Origin of the sequence: Bradyrhizobium sp. UNPF46 (assembly GCF_006658625.1) — a bacterium.
Classification (GTDB): domain Bacteria; phylum Pseudomonadota; class Alphaproteobacteria; order Rhizobiales; family Xanthobacteraceae; genus Bradyrhizobium; species Bradyrhizobium nitroreducens.
In genome coordinates, this window is sequence record NZ_LFJB01000035.1 from 19529 (window position 1) to 35526 (window position 15998).

A 15998-nucleotide genomic window follows, 5' to 3' on the forward strand; every position below is an offset into this window, starting at 1 on the left:
GACAATTTCCCCTTGAGGAACGATGGCGCACCGCCAGAGGCGGCGCGCCGCGGGATCAGGTCAGTTCCTTGTTCGCCATCTCCGGCGCGAAATTGGTCGCGGTCGCGGTGATGGCGGCGCAGGCGATCAGTAGCAGCGAGACCGGCCAGGTGGCACCGCCGCTCCACGCCATCAGAGACGCCGCGATCAGCGGCGTCAACCCGCCGCTGATGGCCGCGCCGACCTGAAATCCGAGCGAGGCGCCGCTGTAGCGCAGCCGTGCGGAGAACAGCTCGGAGTACCATGGCGCGCCGATGCCGAACATCACCATCTGGCCGAAGGTGATCGCCACCACGATGGTGCAGATGACGACGGTGGGATCGCGAGTGTCGAGCAGCCAGAACAGCGGGAAGGCAAACAGCGCCGAGAACGCGCAGCTCGCATGGAACATCGTCTTGCGGCCGAGGATATCCGACAGCCAGCCGAACAAGGGAATGGCGAGCAGCGCGACCAGCGATGCAGCGAAGGCTCCGTTCAGGACCACGGTGCGCGACAGGCCGAGATTGGCCGTGGCATAGGACATCACGAACACGCCGCCGATGCTGGCATAGGCGATCTCGGAGATCTTGAGCCCGACAGCCGTGAAGAACGGCCGGCGATGGTGCCTGAAGATCTCGACCAGAGGCATCTTCGCGACGTCCTTCTTGGCCTGGACCTGACGGAAGGCCGCGGTCTCCTCCATGTTGAGGCGGATATAGAGGCCGACGCCGACCAGCAGGATCGAGACCAGGAAGGGGATGCGCCAGCCATAGGTCATGAAATCGCTCTCCGGCAGGCTCGCCACCAGCGCGAACATGCCGATCGCGGCGAGATTGCCGATGGGATTGCCGACCTGCACCATGCTGCCGAGCAGGCCGCGGCGGTGTGTCGGACAGTTCTCGACCACCATCAGCACCGCCCCGCCCCATTCGCCGCCGAGGCCGATGCCCTGGAGGAAGCGGAGGCCGATCAGCAGCAGCGGCGCGGCAATGCCGATCTGCTGGTAGGTCGGCAGCAGGCCGATCAGGAAGGTGCCGATGCCCATCACCATGATGGTGATCGCGAGCATCGCCTTGCGGCCGACCCGGTCGCCGTAATGACCGAAGATCGCAGCGCCGAGAGGACGCGCCAGAAACCCGACCGCATAGGTGCCGAAGGCCGCGATGGTGGCGAGCGTGGGATTGCCGGCGGCGAAAAAGACCTTGTTGAACACCAGCGCGGTCGCCGTGCCGTAGATGAGGAAGTCGTACCACTCGACCGCGGTGCCGATCACGCTCGACCACACGATCCTCCGCAAGCTCGCCGCCTCGTCCGGCGCTACGTTCAGGGTTACGTCGTCTGCTACGGTCATCGATCTCTCCAAAAGGTACCGGCGCCTGGGAAAAGCAGTTGGTTCGGTCCGCGGACCCCATCGGCAGCCGCGACGGTAAAAATCGATCATGTTTACTAATAGAAATCAACGCCACGGAACGGGGCAAATGCCGCCAATCGCGGCAAGGCGCGTCTTTTGCACCAAAATTCGGCTGAATCCTGCGATATACCAGCCCATCTGCTCACAATATCTGCGGCTTTGCTCGAAATTTCTGCGCATTTGTTTTCCTTTGGAATACACGCGCCGACACGCCGAGAGAGCAGCGCGCCCTGCCGGGCTGGCAGTTCAGCCGCATCTGTTGCAAAAGAGGCCTCAGCAGTTCGGGAGACTCACGCGTGCTTGACGTCAGCAAAGCGACAGCGGTCGGGGCCAATATCCGCCAGGCGCGGATCGCCAAGGGCCTGACGCTGGACCAGCTTGCGAAGCAGAGCGATCTCACGCGCGGCTACATCTCGCTGGTCGAGCGAAACCTGAAGATCCCCTCGCTCGCCGCGCTGCTGCGGATGGCGGCCGCGCTCGAGGTCAATGTCGCGAACTTCTTCGACCCGAACGCCGAGCCCGCGCCGCGCTATACGCTGTTCCGCCGCGAGGACGGCAACGTGCCGCTGTTCCAGGACACGTTTGGCGTCGTGCCGCTGGCAACGGGCCGCACTCGCAAGATGATGGAGCCGTTCCTGCTCAGCCCGCCGCACAAGGCGGCGACCCGCGCCTCGCATGCGGGCGAGGAGCTGCTGTTCGTCATCAACGGCCGGATCTCGATCAAGCTCGACGGCGAGGAGCTGACACTCGGCAGGGGCGACTGCCTGTATTTCTCAGGCGAGACGCCGCACGAAGTCAGGAGCCTCGGCCGGCAGAAAGCCGAAGTGCTGGTCGTCGTGGCCCAGAATGCGACGACGTAACGCCGGATCTGCGCAATTGGCCTAGCGGTACCAGAAGAAGCGTCCCTGCGGCGGCACCGACTCGGGCGGACGCGGCCGCTTCGGGCGCGGCGGCTTCGGCGCCGGCTCGGCCGACGATGTGGCCTCCGCAGCCGGCGCGGCCTCGCTTCCCGGCACCCTCACCGACAGCAGCAAGTTCGATTCATGCATGCGCCAGCGGTAGCCGACGCCAAAATCGATCGGCTGGGCGCGCGTGAACAGTTCGGCGTAGCGTTCCTGGTAACGGCCGGGGAATTCACCGATCGGTCCGAGATAACGGCCGAACGGGAAGAACCGCCATTGCCGCGCGTTGTAATTGGCAAGCGGAATGCCGGAATCGTCCTGGATGATGGTGGCGCTGTTGGCCAGCAGCCAGTCGCGGACAGAAGCGAAGTCGCTCTTGTGCAGGAGATAGGATGCGCTCTTGAGCAGGCTGTTGCCGGGCCCGAGCGTCTCGCAGAATTTCAGGAATCCCGTGTTGCGCGCCCCGGCATTGGAAAGGTCGGTCGAGAAATAATACAGCGTGCGCGCTTCCCCGTCGGGGCCAGCAAAGGTGATGCGGACGCCGCGCGTCGCATTGCGTCCCGGGTTGTCGTCGCCGACATGCATTCCGCCCTTGTCGTCGAGCGCGACCATCTCGACGTTGCGGATGGTCTTGCCCGAGCGGGCGAGGAAGACATAGAGGATCGGCAAGGTGCCGTTGACCTGATTGGCGTGCAGATCGACCTTCATCTGCTTGGTGATGAAGAACGAGAAGCTCAGGATCGAGCCGAGCGAACGCTCGACGTTGTAGAGCGCGGCACCGACCGAGCCGCGCGGCAGCCGCGTCAAATCGGGCACGGCGCCGACCGGCTCCAGTGCGCCGAGCACGTAGGTGCTGGCCTTGGAGTAGAACGCGTTGGCGTAGAGGAAATCGGGGCCGCTGAACATGTAGAACATGGTTGGCCGGGGCGCGGCCAGATTGACGTCGGACCAGGTGCGGATCTTCGAGAGCTGCCGCTGCTCGAGCTGGGCAAAAGCGCCGTCGAAGAATTTCGCGTGATGCTGCCAGCTGGGGTCCCGGGTCAACGGCACCAACGGCGAGTCCGCCGAAGGCTGCATGCCCGCGAGGAAGCGCGCGGTATCATCGAAGGTGACCTCGGCGGCGCGTGCGGACGAGACGGCCGCAGCCAGCAGGGCAAGAGCGACGGCCGCAATTCTGAAGGCTCGGACCATGTCTATTCGCGAATGTGTGACGTATCAGCGGCGACCGGCCGCCTGCGGAAAACAGCATAAATCAACAGACCGGAGAGCATGACCAGCATCCCCGAGAGCGACTGCACCGGCCGCTCGGTCAACAGGTAGTACATCATGAACCCTGTCACGAGCAGGAAAACCAGCGGCGTGAACGGGTATCCCCAGGCGCGATAGGGCCTGGGCAGATCGGGATCGGTGATGCGCAGCTTGATGACGCCGGCGACCGTGAAGAACGAGCAGAACAGAAGCGCGAACTGGATGAAGTCGAGCACCGCCTCGAAGCTGCGCGTGAACAGCAGCAGGGTCGCGACCGCGAGCTGAAACAGGATGGCATAGGCGGGCGCGCCGCTCGTCGACTTGCGCGAAAACACGCGCAGAGCCGGAATGTCCTCCCCCATCGTCATCATCACGCGCGGGCCGATCCACATCATCGCAGAGATCGAGGAGATCAGCCCGACACAGATCATGGCGCCGACGATCCGGCCGCCGAGCTTGCCGAAGATGGCGGCACCGGCGACGCTGGCGACGTCGAGCTGACCGGCCAGCGCACCGACAGGCGTCGAATGGAGAAACACCGCGTTCAGCGCGACGTACAGCACGAGCACGATCAGCGTGCCCGCGAGCAGCGCGCGCGGCAGGTCGCGCTGCGGCATGTTCATCTCGCCGATGATGTAGGTCGCGGCATTCCAGCCCGAGAACGAGTACATCACGAAGACGAGCCCGATCGCGAAGGGCGCGCTGACGATGTGAGCGAGATCGCCCGGCTGCGGCGTGAAGGCGATCGGTTGCGGAGCGGCGATGACGAAGCCGGCAACCAGGAAGGCGACGATCAGCAGGACCTTGATGATGGTCGAGATCAGCTGGAAGGTCGAGGAGTGCCTGACGCCGGTCAGCTGCACGAGCGAGACCAGCCACACCACGGCGATGGCGAGCGGGATCGGCGGCAGATCGGGCACGACCGATTTGGCGTATTCGCCGAAGGCCATCGCAGCGAGCGCGACCGGCGCGGCGAAGCCCACCGTCGCGGACACCCAGCCGGCGAGGAAACCGAAAGCCGGGTGATAGGCCCGTCCCAGGAAATTGTACTCGCCGCTCGAGCGCGGAAACATCGCCCCGAGCTCGCTATAGGCGAACACCCCGCAGAGCGCGACGATGCCGCCCACGGTCCACAGCAGCAGGATCGAGAAGCCGGACGGGATGTCCTTGACCTGGAAGCCGAGGCTGGTGAAGACGCCAACCCCGATCATGTCGGCCACGACGATCGCGGTTGCGACCAGAACCGAGACCCCGGTCCCGCCTCCGGTCAGCCGGCCAGTCCAGGGTGCGGGTCCCGCATCTGATGCCGTCATTGGGGTCCTTAACCTCGAGGCGTCTTGCCTCGCGGGCCCATCGTGCAGTTTGGCCCAGTCAATTCAAGCAGGGTTAACAAGGGTTAAATGAGGCAGCACCGACGGGTATTTCAGCACCGCTTATTCCCGCTATCAGGCGAAAAGCCTGCCGATACCCCGGGAAGCCCCGTTCCTCTTCCCCACAATCAGGACACGATTGCATGGTCCTTTTGAGCGTTCCGGATGTGGGGAAGTTTGTCCGGAAGCTTAACGTCGCCTAAACGCCAGTCGGCTCAATTGTCTGGATTGCCGATGGACGTGACTTTGGGGTCATGGGTGGATGGTCGGGGCCGTTCCGAAACTGAGAGCTGATCGTCGTGCCGATCGGACACTGTCCGGTCGGCGCGGTCGTGCGCTCCGGGTCGGCCTGATCTCAGCCTTTGTGCCGTTGTCGCTGATCCTGGTTCAATGCGGCAAGGCGCCGAACCCGGCGGCCCTCGCGGCAAACTCGCAGGCCAACGTCCAAGGGGGCAGTCAGGTCGTTGCGAAGACAAATCGGCAAGTCGCAGGCGGCGACACGTTCGAGGATCGCTTTCCCGCTCCGCAATTCAGGGAGCGCTTCCCCTCGGCAAGCGAGAGTTTCCTGCAACGGCAGATGTCGGACTTCTCGCCCAAGCGCGCCGTGCAGCAACAGCCACCGGAGCAGGCGCCCTATAAGGTCGCCTCGCTCGAGCCGCAGGTCCCCTACAAGCGTCCTCCCCGCGAGGACCTGACGACCCTCGTCAGCATGAAGTCGTCGGCCTTTCCCTATTTCGGCAACAACCCCGCCTCCGACGCGCCCTTCCTCAACATCAGCAAGGGCGACCGTCGCGGACATCGCAGCTATTCGGGGCGCGTGTTCTGGCAGGACGAGACCTACAATGACAGCCGCGTGCTGATGCACGTGCCCGAGCATTTCGACGTCCGCAAGCCGGGCGTGATCGTGGTGTTCTTCCACGGCAATGGCGCAACGCTCGAACGCGACGTGCGCGATCGCCAGCTGGTGCCGAAACAAATCACCGATTCCGGCGCCAATGCCGTGCTGCTCGCCCCGCAGATGGCAGTCGATGCCGCCGATTCCAGCGCCGGCAAGTTCTGGCAGCCGGGCGGCTTCAAGCGCTTCATGGCGGAATCGGCCGAGCACCTTGCCCGCGTCACCGGCGATCCCAACAGCGCGCGCGCCTTCGCCAGCATGCCGATCGTGATCGTCGGCTACAGCGGCGGCTTCCTGCCGACGGCCTGGAGCCTGGAGGTCGGCGGCATCAGCGACCGCGTCCGCGGCGTTGTGCTGCTCGACGCCGTCTACGGCGAGATGGACAAGTTCGCGTCCTGGATCGAAAGCCACCGCTCCAGCTTCTTCGTCAGCGCCTACACCCGCGGCACGGCGCGGCGCGACCGCGAGCTGATGAGCATGCTGCGGCAGAAGGGCATCGGCGTCACCGAGGACATGGACGGCCCCTTGCGTCCCGGCAGCGTGGTGTTCGTCGAGACCGCCGAGGGCATCACCCATCGCGACTATGTCACGCGCGCCTGGACGCGGGATCCGCTCAAGGACGTGCTGGTGAAGATGGCGGCGACGCCCTCGCTGGCGCTGACGCGCGTCGCCTCCACCAACCCTTCTGCGTCGAGCCGCTGACGGATATTGCGCGAGCCGGCATTTGGCTGCACTGCCTGCAATTCCCTCAGGCTTTGATCAAAATGTAATGTTGATGGGCCGAAATCCCGGAGGTCGCCGGATTGCTTCCGCTGGCAAGGCTCATACTTTGCGGCCGGCTGGAATTCTGCGGGGACAGGCAGTTGCGTCAGGGATTGTACAAGGTCGACTACCACACCGTTCACGGAACGGGCTGCGGCGTCGTCTATGTGACGGATGGCAAGATGCGCGGGGGCAATTCCGCTTTCGCCTTCATCGGCACGTATACGGGCGAAGGCGACGGCATCAAGGTCAAGATCTCGACCCAGCGCTACAATGACGACCCGTCCTTCAAGGCGCTGTTCGGCCTCGATCGCATCACGCTGGCGCTCGCCGGCCGGGAGGACGGCGACACCGCGGAATTCGAAGGCAACGCGCTGCAGGCGCCGGGCGTTGCCTTCCGGGCCGTGCTCTGCCGGATCAGCGACTGAGCCTGGCGGGAATTAGCTCCGAGAATCAGGTCTTGGGCAGCTTCGGAATGCTCTCGGCAAAGCCGTTGAAGCAGGCCAGCCGCTCGTCTTCTTCCTTGAAGAATTTGCAATCGGCGTAGCCCTTGGCCTTCGCCGGCTTCGGCTTTGGCGCTGGCGGAATGATGGCGTCGTAGCAATTGAGCCGGTCCTTGGTACCGTCATCAAGCTCGAGGCAGGCCTGAAGCCGGGCCGCGATCGATTGCGGCTTGCCCTTCGGTGCTGCCGCCGGCTTGGCCGCGGCCTCCTTGGCCCCCGCCTTGGTCCCCTTGGGCTTGACCTGCACCAAGGGCTTGTCCCCCACCATCGGTGGCTTGTCGGCTTGCGCGAACGCGGAGGCTGAATAGAGCACCGCGGCAACCGCCAGAATCATCCTCATTTCAGTCAACTCTCTTTGGTCCCCATGACCGGCCTTCTAGCGCTCCCGCGCGCGGTTTGCCAAGCGCCTTGCGCACACGAAAACGCGCCTCGTCAGGCCGTGGCGGCAGCCCGGCGGGGACGGGTCAGGACCACCAGGATCAGCGCCAGCATGACGAAGCCGACGGCGACGAAGCCGAGCGTATGCAGGAGCTCGCGGGCGAACAACACTCCGCCGATGGCGGAGCCGACGGCCTGGCCGATGTAGAGGACCGACGTATTGAGCGCGACGGTCGCCGATGCAAGTGGCGGCGCGGCCGCAACCAGCCGCACCTGCTGCATCGAATTGGTCGAGGCGAATCCGAGGCCCCAGATCGAGACCCCGGCCGTCATGAAGCCAAGCGTGCCCGCACCGAGCGCCCAGCCAGCGATCCCGGTCAGCAACAGGCAGGTGAACAGCAGCGAGGTGCGATAAGGGCCCCAGCTATCGACGATACGGGTAGCGATGACGACGCCGAGGAAGCCGCAGACGCCGTAGAGCGCGAACGCCGTGCCGATCGCATCGGGGCCCGCGCCGGTGAGCTTGTTGAGCAGCGGGCCCATGAAGGTGAACACCACGAACTGCCCCGACATCTGCAGCATGGTGACCGCAAGCAGCAGCAGGATCGTCGTGTTGCGGCCGACCTCGCGCCAGGTCTTCAAATCAACCGGCGCGCCCTTCAGGCCCGCCGGCAGCCGCAGCAGCAGCAACAGGAAGCTGACGCAACCCAACAGGCCGATTTCACCATAGGCCGCGCGCCAGCCATAGCGGCTGGCGATGAAGGTGATCAACGGCAGGCCGACGGCGGCAGCCAGCGACCAGCCGAGAAAGATATAGGCGATGGTGCTGCCCCGCCGCTCGACCGGCACGATCAACGCGGCCGTGCCGGCGGCCTGCGGCGTATAGAGCGCGCCGACAGCGAGCATCACGAGACGGATGGCGAGCAGGCTGGTGTAATCGGGCGCAAAGGCCGAGGCGAGATTGCCCAAGGCAAGCACCGCCAAGGTCGTCGTGAGCAGCGTCCGCCGCTCGATGCGGCCGGTCAGCCAGGCCGTCAGCGGCGAACCGATGCACAGCGTGATCGCGCCGAAGGTGATGAGCAGCCCGGCCGCATGAATGCTGACATCGAGGCCGCTCGCCAGCTCCGGCAGCATGCCCGCCGGGGCCAGCACCGAACAGCCGGTGACGAGATTGCCAAGCATCAGGGCGGTTGGCGCGAAACGGCCGGCGCGTGCATTTTCCATGCAAATGCATGTAGAGCGGTTGTCCGGCCAGTTAAAGGGCCGGACCGAAATAGTTCGTCCGCGCGCCGCTTTATGCGCCGATTTTCTTGGAAATGCCGGATTGCACAGGCCGAATCGCCTGATATATCGCTCGTTCCCGCTTACCTGCGCTCGTTCGCAGGAGTGAGCCTCAGGAGAAAAGCAATGACCGACCAGCCCAAATCCGAGTCCGGCTTCCAGTACAGCCTCTCCAATCTGAAGCCCGTGACCCCCGCAGCCAAAGTCACCCTCACCTTCCCGGACGGCGCCCGGCGCGAATACGACAAGGGCATCACCGGCCTCGACATCGCCAAGGGCATCTCGCCCTCGCTGGCCAAGCGCACGGTTGCGATGGCACTCGACGGCGTGCTCGCCGATCTCAACGACCCCATCGAGGACGACGCCAAGATCGAGCTGGTCAACCGCGACGACCCGCGCGCGCTCGAGCTGATCCGCCACGATTGCGCGCACGTGCTCGCGGAAGCCGTGCAGACGCTGTGGCCGGGCACGCAGGTCACCATCGGCCCCGTGATCGAGAACGGCTTCTACTACGACTTCTTCCGCAACGAGCCGTTCACGCCGGACGACTTTGCGGCCATCGAGAAAAAAATGCGCGAGCTGATCGCGCGCGACAAGCCTTTCACCAAGGAAGTCTGGGATCGCGAGAAAACCAAGCAGGTGTTCCGCGACAAGGGCGAGGCCTTCAAGGTCGAGCTGGTCGACGCCATTCCCGGCACCGAGCCGATCAAAATCTACTACCAGGGCGACTGGTTCGATCTCTGCCGCGGCCCGCACATGACCTCGACCGGCAAGGTGGGCAACGCCTTCAAGCTGATGAAGGTGGCTGGCGCCTATTGGCGCGGCGACAGCAACAACCCGATGCTGACGCGCATCTACGGCACCGCCTTCGCCAAGCAGGAGGACCTCGACGCTTATCTCAAGCAGATCGAGGAAGCGGAAAGGCGCGACCATCGCAAGCTCGGGCGCGAACTCGACCTCTTCCATTTCCAGGAGGAAGGCCCGGGCGTCGTGTTCTGGCACGCCAAGGGCTGGACCATCTTCCAGCAGCTGATCGCCTATATGCGCCGGCGCCTGACCGGCGATTACAGCGAGGTCAACGCGCCGCAGATCCTCGACAAGTCCTTGTGGGAGACCTCGGGCCATTGGGGCTGGTACCGCGAGAACATGTTCGCGGCGCAGTCGGCCGGCGACGAGGCCGAGGACAAGCGCTGGTTTGCGCTGAAGCCGATGAACTGCCCGGGGCACGTGCAGATCTTCAAGCACGGCCTGAAGAGCTACCGCGACCTGCCCTTGCGCCTCGCCGAGTTCGGCGTGGTGCATCGCTACGAGCCGTCGGGCGCCATGCACGGGTTGATGCGCGTGCGCGGCTTCACCCAGGACGATGCGCACATCTTCTGCACCGAGGACCAGCTCGCCGAGGAATGCCTGAAGATCAACGATCTGATCCTGTCGACCTACGCCGATTTCGGCTTCACCGGCGATCTCACCGTGAAGCTGTCGACGCGGCCGGAAAAGCGCGTCGGCACGGACGAGATGTGGGATCACGCCGAGCGCGTGATGGCTACAGTGCTGCGCGAGATCCAGTCGCAGAGCAATCACATCAAGACCGAGATCAATCCGGGCGAGGGCGCCTTCTACGGGCCGAAGTTCGAATATGTGCTGCGCGACGCCATCGGCCGCGACTGGCAGTGCGGCACCACGCAGGTCGACTTCAACCTGCCGGAGCGGTTCGGCGCGTTCTATATCGACCATGACGGCGGCAAGAAGCCGCCCGTGATGGTGCACCGCGCGATCTGCGGCTCGATGGAACGCTATATCGGCATCCTGATCGAGCACTATGCCGGCAACTTCCCGCTCTGGCTCTCGCCGGTGCAGGCGGTAGTCACCACCATCACCTCGGAAGGCGACGAATACGCCAAGGTGGTGCTGGAGCAGGCGCGGCGCGCGGGGCTTCGGGTCGAGATCGATTTGCGCAACGAGAAGATCAACTACAAGGTCCGCGAGCACTCGCTGGCCAAGATCCCCGCCCTGCTCGTGGTCGGCAAAAAGGAGGCCGAAACGCATTCGGTCTCGGTGCGCCGGCTCGGCAGCGACGGCCAGAAGGTGATGACGACCGAGGAGGCGATCGCCGCACTGGTCGACGAGGCGACGCCGCCCGACGTCAAGCGGATGCGCGGGTCGCTCTGATCCCTGAAATCGATCTAAATTCGCTTCCGGTTGCGGGCGTGCATGCTTATCTCGGCATGGCACGCCCGCCGACCATTTGAAGAGGATATCGCAGTGCCCGATGCCATCGAACTCCTGAAGACCCGCCGCTCGGTCAAGCCGCGCGAGATGACCGGGCCCGGCCCCTCTCCGGCCGAGCTCGAGACGATCCTGACCATCGGCGCCCGCGTGCCCGACCACGGCAAGCTCGCACCCTGGCGCTTCATCATTTTCGAGGGCGATGCCCGTGCACGTGCCGGCGAGGTGATCGCCAAGGTGTTTGCGCGGAAGAATCCCGGCGCGCCGGCGGCCGACGTCGAGACCGAGCGCAAGCGCCTGATGGATGCGCCGCTGGTGATCGGCATCGTCAGCTTCACCAGACCGCATCCGAAGGTGCCGGCGTTCGAGCAGGAATTGTCGGCGGGCGCCAGCGCCATGAACATCGTCACGGCCGCAACCGCGCTCGGCTACGGCGCCTGCTGGCTGACCGGCTGGTTCTCGTTCGATCGCGACGTGCTCGACGGCCTCGGCCTGAAGCCGGACGAGAAACTCGCCGGCTTCATTCACGTGGGCACGCCGACCAAGCCGAGCGAGGACCGTCCGCGACCGTTCCTTTCGGAAATCGTGACGCGTTTTTGATCGATGGCGTGTTGACGCCCACGACGCCTTGCGGCTTTGATCCCGCCGAGGGAGGAAGCCCGGATGAAGCGTCGTGATTTTCTGGTCGGAGCAACGCTGCTCGCCGGCACGATGGCGCGAAGCCGGGCCGCCGACATCCCCGCCCCCTCGCCCGACGGGCTCGACCGCATCACTGCATTCTTCGACAACGAGGTGAGCAGCGGTCGGCTGCCGGGCGCGGTGATCCTGGTGCAGCAGCACGGCAAGCCGGTCTATCTCAAGACGTTCGGCGTGCGCGACACCAGGACGGGCCTTGCGATGACGCCCGACACGATCTTCGCGATCCACTCGATGACCAAGCCGATCACGTGCCTCGGCGCGATGATGCTGATCGACGAGGGCAAGCTCGCCCTCACCGACCCCGTGTCGAAATACGTGCCGCTGTTTTCCCGCACCAAGGTCGGCCTCGAGGTCACCGAGCCGGACGGCAAGCTGGAACTCGACCTCGTGCCGCCAGTCCGTCCCGTCAACATCGAAGATCTGCTGCGGCACACTTCGGGCATCAGCTACGACTATATCGGCGGCAAATGGGTCGAGCAGGCCTACCAGGCCGCCAACATCTTCGAAGGGCAATTCAACAACAGGGAATTCGCCGACCGCATCGCCAAGCTGCCGCTGGCGCGGCAGCCGGGGACGCTGTGGCGCTACGGCCATTCCACCGACGTGCTCGGCAGCGTCATCGAGATCGTCTCGGGCCAGACGCTGTACCAGTTCCTCAAAGCTCGCATCTTGGATCCGCTCGGCATGAACAGCACCAAGTTCGCGCTGGCGACCGAGGACGAGCTGGCGCGGATGGCGCGGCCGCTGCCGAACGACTTCATCCTGCTCGCTGGAGAGCGCGAACGTCTGGACCATCCGGAATGGCAATCCGGCGGCGGCGGCCTGCTCTCGACCATCACCGACTATCAGCGCTTCTCGCAGATGCTGCTCAACGGCGGCTCGTTCGCGGGCCGGCGCTATCTGAGCCCCGCCGCGTTCAAGGCGATGACGACGGATCACATCGGGCCCGGCTCCGGGGTTGGACGCGACTATTTCTATTTCCCCGGCGACGGCTTCGGCTATGGCTACGGCCTTGCGGTACGGACCGATCCCGGCAACGCGAAACCGCCGCCGCCGGGCTCGCTCGGCGAACTGAAATGGGACAGTGGCAGCGGCACCTATTTCGGCGTCGATCCTAAGCTCGACATGGTCTACCTCATGATGCAGCAGACCCAGACCGAGCGCGGCCGCATCACGCCCGCCTTCAAGGCGCTGGTCTATGACTGCTACCCCGAAGGCCTACGCCGCCCGTGACGCGCGCTGGCCGAAATCGGCGAGCAGCTTTGCGATTTCGGCCGCGGGCCGCGCCGCGCTGAACAGAAAACCCTGCACCTCGTTGCAGCCCTCGGCACGCAGCCAGTCGAGCTGGTCCTCGGTCTCGACGCCCTCGGCGGTCGTCGTGATGTTGAGGCTGCGGCCGAGGCCGGAGATCGCGCGCACGATCGCGCCGCAATCGGGACGCTCCGCCAGATCCTTCACGAACGAACGATCAATCTTGATCTTGTCGAACGGGAAGCTGCGCAAATAGCTCAGGCTGGAATAGCCGGTGCCGAAATCATCCATGGAGATGCCGACGCCGAGCTCGCGCAGCTGGTGCAGGATCGCGAGATTGGCGTCGGTCTCGGCCAGGAAGATCGACTCGGTGATCTCGAGCTCGAGCCGCCGCGGCGACAGGCCGGACTGCGCCAGCGCCGAGATCACGATCTGGACCAGATTGCGGCTGCGGAATTGCGCCGGCGACAGATTGACCGCGACCTTGATGTCGGCAGGCCATTTCGCCGCCTCGGCGCAGGCCTCGCGCAGCACCCACTCGCCCAACTGGGTGATGAGGCCGATGTCCTCCGCGACGGGAATGAACTCCGCCGGCGAGATCATGCCCTTGTCCGGATGACGCCAGCGCAGCAGCGACTCGAAGCCGGAGATGCGGTCGGAGGCGATCGACACCAGCGGCTGGTAGTGGAGCTCGAACTCGCCGTTGGCGAAGGCACGGCGCAGATCGAGCTCCATGTCGCGGCGCTTCTGCGCCTGCAGGTCCATCTCACGCTCGAAGAAATGGTGAACGCCGCCGCCGTCGGACTTCGCCCGGTACAGCGCCATGTCGGCGTTTCGCATCAGCTCTTCCGGCGTCGTGCCGTCGCCGGGCGACAGCGCGATGCCGATGCTGGCGCCGATCACCATCTCCTGGCCGTCGAGGTCATAGGGCGCCTTCAGCATGTCGATCAGCAGGCCAGCACAGGCGCTGGCCTCGTTCGGCGAGACGTCGGCCGCGAGGATCACCGCGAATTCGTCGCCGCCGAGCCGGGCCGCCAGATTGGCGCCACGGACGGCGGTGGTCAGGCGCTCGGCAACCTGCTTGAGCAGGCGGTCACCCACGGGATGACCGAAGGAATCGTTGATGTTCTTGAACAGGTCGAGGTCGATGTAGAGCACGCCGACGCGCTTGTCGCCGGCCTGCTCCAGGGCCTGCTTCAGGCGCTCCTGGAAATATTCGCGATTCGGCAGGTCGGTGAGCCCGTCATGGTGGGCCATGTGCGCGATGCGCGCCTCGGCCTTGCGCCGCTCGGTGATGTCGACCACGGCGACCAGATAGCCGTCGCGATCGTCGAAGGCGACGCGGCGGCCAAAGGTCAGCACCTCGATCTCGCTGCCGTCGGCGCGCAAATGCCGCCAGTTGCGCGAGGAATGATAGGCGTCGCCGACGCGCTCCAGCGCCTCGGTGTGGCTGTCCCATTCATCCTTGGGCCAGATCTCGTGCAGCTTCATGCGCAGGAAGGTGGCGCGGCTGTAGCCGTAATGCTGGATCGCGGCGTCGTTGACGCTGAGGAACTCCTTGCTCTCGGCGTCGAACACCCACATCGGCATCGGGTTGTTGTCGAACAGCAGGCGGAACGAGGCGTCGCGCCGCTTCAGGGCGGTGACATCGGAGATCGTCAGCGAGACAACGTCGGCGAAGGCGGTGGCACTGAAGCGGAGGTGGCGATCCCCGTGCTCGATCTCGAGCTGCTCGCCGCGACTGCCCGCGACGGCCTTGAGCAGGAAGTCCATGATCTCGGGCAAGGCCAGCAGCGTGGCCCCCTCGCCGATCCGCCGCCACAACAGGCTGCCTTTCGCGACATTCAGCAGCGTGCCTGCGCTGTTGTTGTGATGCACGACCTGCAGATCGAACGGCTTGCCACCGGCATCGCGCATTGTCGCCAGCGAGATCACCGCGTCGTCGGTCGCGGCGAAGATCGCGTCCAGGAGATTGTACTGCGCGCCGCGCTCGTTGATATAGGCGCCGACCAGCGTGGCGCCCCAGCGCGAGGCCGTCGGCAGCGCCAGCACATCGTAGGTCCTGACCATGCCGTCGCGCACGCAATGCGCGCTCGCCTGGTGCGGCTGCCCCGTGGCGAGCGCGATGCCTGCTGCTTCCGACAGCGCCGTGGCGCAATCGGGCGACAGCTCCGCGACCGCAATGTCCCAGCGCTCCTCGCCGAGCCATCTCTGCACGTAGCGTCCGCTGCGCGACAGTTCGAGCCTGCCGTCGTTTCTCAGAAGCGCGATGTGATCGGCGAGCCGTCCGAGACTGCCGAGCATGACGTCTTCGTAGCGCGGCAGCCGGTCGCCCGGCTTCAACGCGGCGCGCCATTTGCGCCGAAGCACCGGGATGTCGTCGAACATTTCGGCGGCCGGTTTTCCCGGCATCTTCTTCGCGGCAGTCATGGCAGTCCCCAACGCACTTTCACGGCGCATCCAATGCAGGCGCACTTAACGACCTGTAAACAACGCGCAGGCACGGGTTCCGTACGGCGATTATGACAGTTTTAAGTCGGGTGTTGGTTAGTGCGCGTTAGAGACTATGACGGTGGTGCGAAGGCGATGCATCGGTGCACATATTTCCGCACACCGTTTCGGCGCCGTCATTGCGAGCGCAGCGACCTGTCCGCGGAAGCCTCGGCGAAGGCGGAAGCATCCAAAAATCTTTCCGCGGCGACAATGTCGATTCCGTCATCCTGAGGTGCGAGGCGTGCGATGCGACCGCATCGCACGCGGAGCCTCGAAGGATGTGCGGCCGAGGTGCAACCGGGCTGTCGCCCTTCGAGGCCTCCGCTTCGCTCCGGCGCCTCAGGGTGACGGTCATAGATGACAGCTCGCAGCACCCTCATCCCAGACACGCCTTCGCATTCTCGCGGCTTGTTCGCCCGAGCTTTGCCTGATCGCTTCGCCCTCTTGAATGGAGAGGGCGCAGGGAAGACCGGGCGCCGGCTGGCACCCGCGGTCCACTGTGCGAATCCTGCGTGACAAGAAGCTGCACAGCGGCATACAGGTGTAGCCAGGACATCCCGG

Annotated in this window: 12 protein-coding genes; 6 read left to right on the top strand and 6 right to left on the bottom strand. The window is 65.0% G+C overall.

The window, feature by feature from the left end; translation table 11 throughout:
• Positions 1 to 55 precede the first annotated feature (55 nt).
• Entirely contained in the window at positions 56 to 1369 is a 1314-nt protein-coding gene (locus UNPF46_RS15405; protein WP_142250550.1) for an MFS transporter, read from the bottom strand.
• 356 nt (positions 1370 to 1725) lie between these two features.
• Here UNPF46_RS15405 and UNPF46_RS15410 point away from each other — a divergent pair, with 356 nt between their 5' ends.
• Positions 1726 to 2289, top strand: coding sequence for a helix-turn-helix domain-containing protein (locus tag UNPF46_RS15410; RefSeq protein ID WP_142250551.1), 564 nt, complete (start codon positions 1726 to 1728; stop codon positions 2287 to 2289).
• A gap of 21 nt (positions 2290 to 2310) precedes the next feature.
• Here UNPF46_RS15410 and UNPF46_RS15415 read toward each other — a convergent pair whose 3' ends face one another.
• Both UNPF46_RS15415 and UNPF46_RS15420 read right to left on the bottom strand, forming a co-directional pair.
• Positions 2311 to 3522, bottom strand: a complete 1212-nt coding sequence (locus UNPF46_RS15415; protein ID WP_142250552.1) for a hypothetical protein — start codon at positions 3520 to 3522, stop codon at positions 2311 to 2313.
• Positions 3523 to 3524: 2 nt separating this feature from the next.
• The gene (locus UNPF46_RS15420) at positions 3525 to 4892 is read right to left on the bottom strand and encodes an APC family permease (RefSeq protein WP_100177210.1); all 1368 of its coding nucleotides are present in this window, start codon (positions 4890 to 4892) and stop codon (positions 3525 to 3527) included.
• A gap of 319 nt (positions 4893 to 5211) precedes the next feature.
• Here UNPF46_RS15420 and UNPF46_RS15425 point away from each other — a divergent pair, with 319 nt between their 5' ends.
• Together UNPF46_RS15425 and UNPF46_RS15430 are read left to right on the top strand one after the other, a co-directional pair.
• Complete coding sequence (locus UNPF46_RS15425) at positions 5212 to 6546, top strand: alpha/beta hydrolase (protein ID WP_142250553.1); 1335 nt, start codon at positions 5212 to 5214, stop codon at positions 6544 to 6546.
• Positions 6547 to 6707: 161 nt separating this feature from the next.
• Positions 6708 to 7034, top strand: coding sequence for a GrlR family regulatory protein (locus UNPF46_RS15430; RefSeq protein WP_174718919.1), 327 nt, complete (start codon positions 6708 to 6710; stop codon positions 7032 to 7034).
• A 25-nt stretch (positions 7035 to 7059) separates the two neighbouring features.
• Here UNPF46_RS15430 and UNPF46_RS15435 read toward each other — a convergent pair whose 3' ends face one another.
• On the bottom strand, positions 7060 to 7449 hold the full coding sequence (locus UNPF46_RS15435) for a hypothetical protein (RefSeq protein ID WP_100177208.1): 390 nt from the start codon (positions 7447 to 7449) through the stop codon (positions 7060 to 7062).
• Between the two features lie 92 nt (positions 7450 to 7541).
• Positions 7542 to 8711, bottom strand: a complete 1170-nt coding sequence (locus tag UNPF46_RS15440; RefSeq protein ID WP_142250554.1) for an MFS transporter — start codon at positions 8709 to 8711, stop codon at positions 7542 to 7544.
• Between the two features lie 183 nt (positions 8712 to 8894).
• On the opposite strand from UNPF46_RS15440, the gene thrS reads away from it, so the two are divergent.
• The 3 genes from thrS (at position 8895) to UNPF46_RS15455 (ending at position 12926) form a co-directional block, all read left to right on the top strand.
• Entirely contained in the window at positions 8895 to 10937 is a 2043-nt protein-coding gene (gene thrS / locus UNPF46_RS15445) for a threonine--tRNA ligase (protein ID WP_181769945.1), read from the top strand.
• A gap of 93 nt (positions 10938 to 11030) precedes the next feature.
• On the top strand, positions 11031 to 11594 hold the full coding sequence (locus UNPF46_RS15450) for a nitroreductase family protein (RefSeq protein ID WP_174718917.1): 564 nt from the start codon (positions 11031 to 11033) through the stop codon (positions 11592 to 11594).
• Between the two features lie 63 nt (positions 11595 to 11657).
• Complete coding sequence (locus UNPF46_RS15455; RefSeq protein WP_142250556.1) at positions 11658 to 12926, top strand: serine hydrolase domain-containing protein; 1269 nt, start codon at positions 11658 to 11660, stop codon at positions 12924 to 12926.
• Here the strand turns inward: UNPF46_RS15455 and UNPF46_RS15460 are convergent.
• On the bottom strand, positions 12912 to 15374 hold the full coding sequence (locus UNPF46_RS15460; RefSeq protein WP_181769946.1) for a putative bifunctional diguanylate cyclase/phosphodiesterase: 2463 nt from the start codon (positions 15372 to 15374) through the stop codon (positions 12912 to 12914). The genes UNPF46_RS15455 and UNPF46_RS15460 overlap by 15 nt on opposite strands.
• Positions 15375 to 15998 lie beyond the last annotated feature (624 nt).

Coding starts and splice junctions, on each gene's coding strand:
- UNPF46_RS15420 (WP_100177210.1), bottom strand. CDS start 4,892: ATGACGGCATCAGATGCGGGACCCGCACCCTGGACTGGCCGGCTGACC.
- UNPF46_RS15405 (WP_142250550.1), bottom strand. CDS start 1,369: ATGACCGTAGCAGACGACGTAACCCTGAACGTAGCGCCGGACGAGGCG.
- UNPF46_RS15460 (WP_181769946.1), bottom strand. CDS start 15,374: ATGACTGCCGCGAAGAAGATGCCGGGAAAACCGGCCGCCGAAATGTTC.
- UNPF46_RS15440 (WP_142250554.1), bottom strand. CDS start 8,711: ATGGAAAATGCACGCGCCGGCCGTTTCGCGCCAACCGCCCTGATGCTT.
- UNPF46_RS15425 (WP_142250553.1), top strand. CDS start 5,212: ATGGTCGGGGCCGTTCCGAAACTGAGAGCTGATCGTCGTGCCGATCGG.
- UNPF46_RS15415 (WP_142250552.1), bottom strand. CDS start 3,522: ATGGTCCGAGCCTTCAGAATTGCGGCCGTCGCTCTTGCCCTGCTGGCT.
- UNPF46_RS15455 (WP_142250556.1), top strand. CDS start 11,658: ATGAAGCGTCGTGATTTTCTGGTCGGAGCAACGCTGCTCGCCGGCACG.
- thrS (WP_181769945.1), top strand. CDS start 8,895: ATGACCGACCAGCCCAAATCCGAGTCCGGCTTCCAGTACAGCCTCTCC.
- UNPF46_RS15435 (WP_100177208.1), bottom strand. CDS start 7,449: ATGAGGATGATTCTGGCGGTTGCCGCGGTGCTCTATTCAGCCTCCGCG.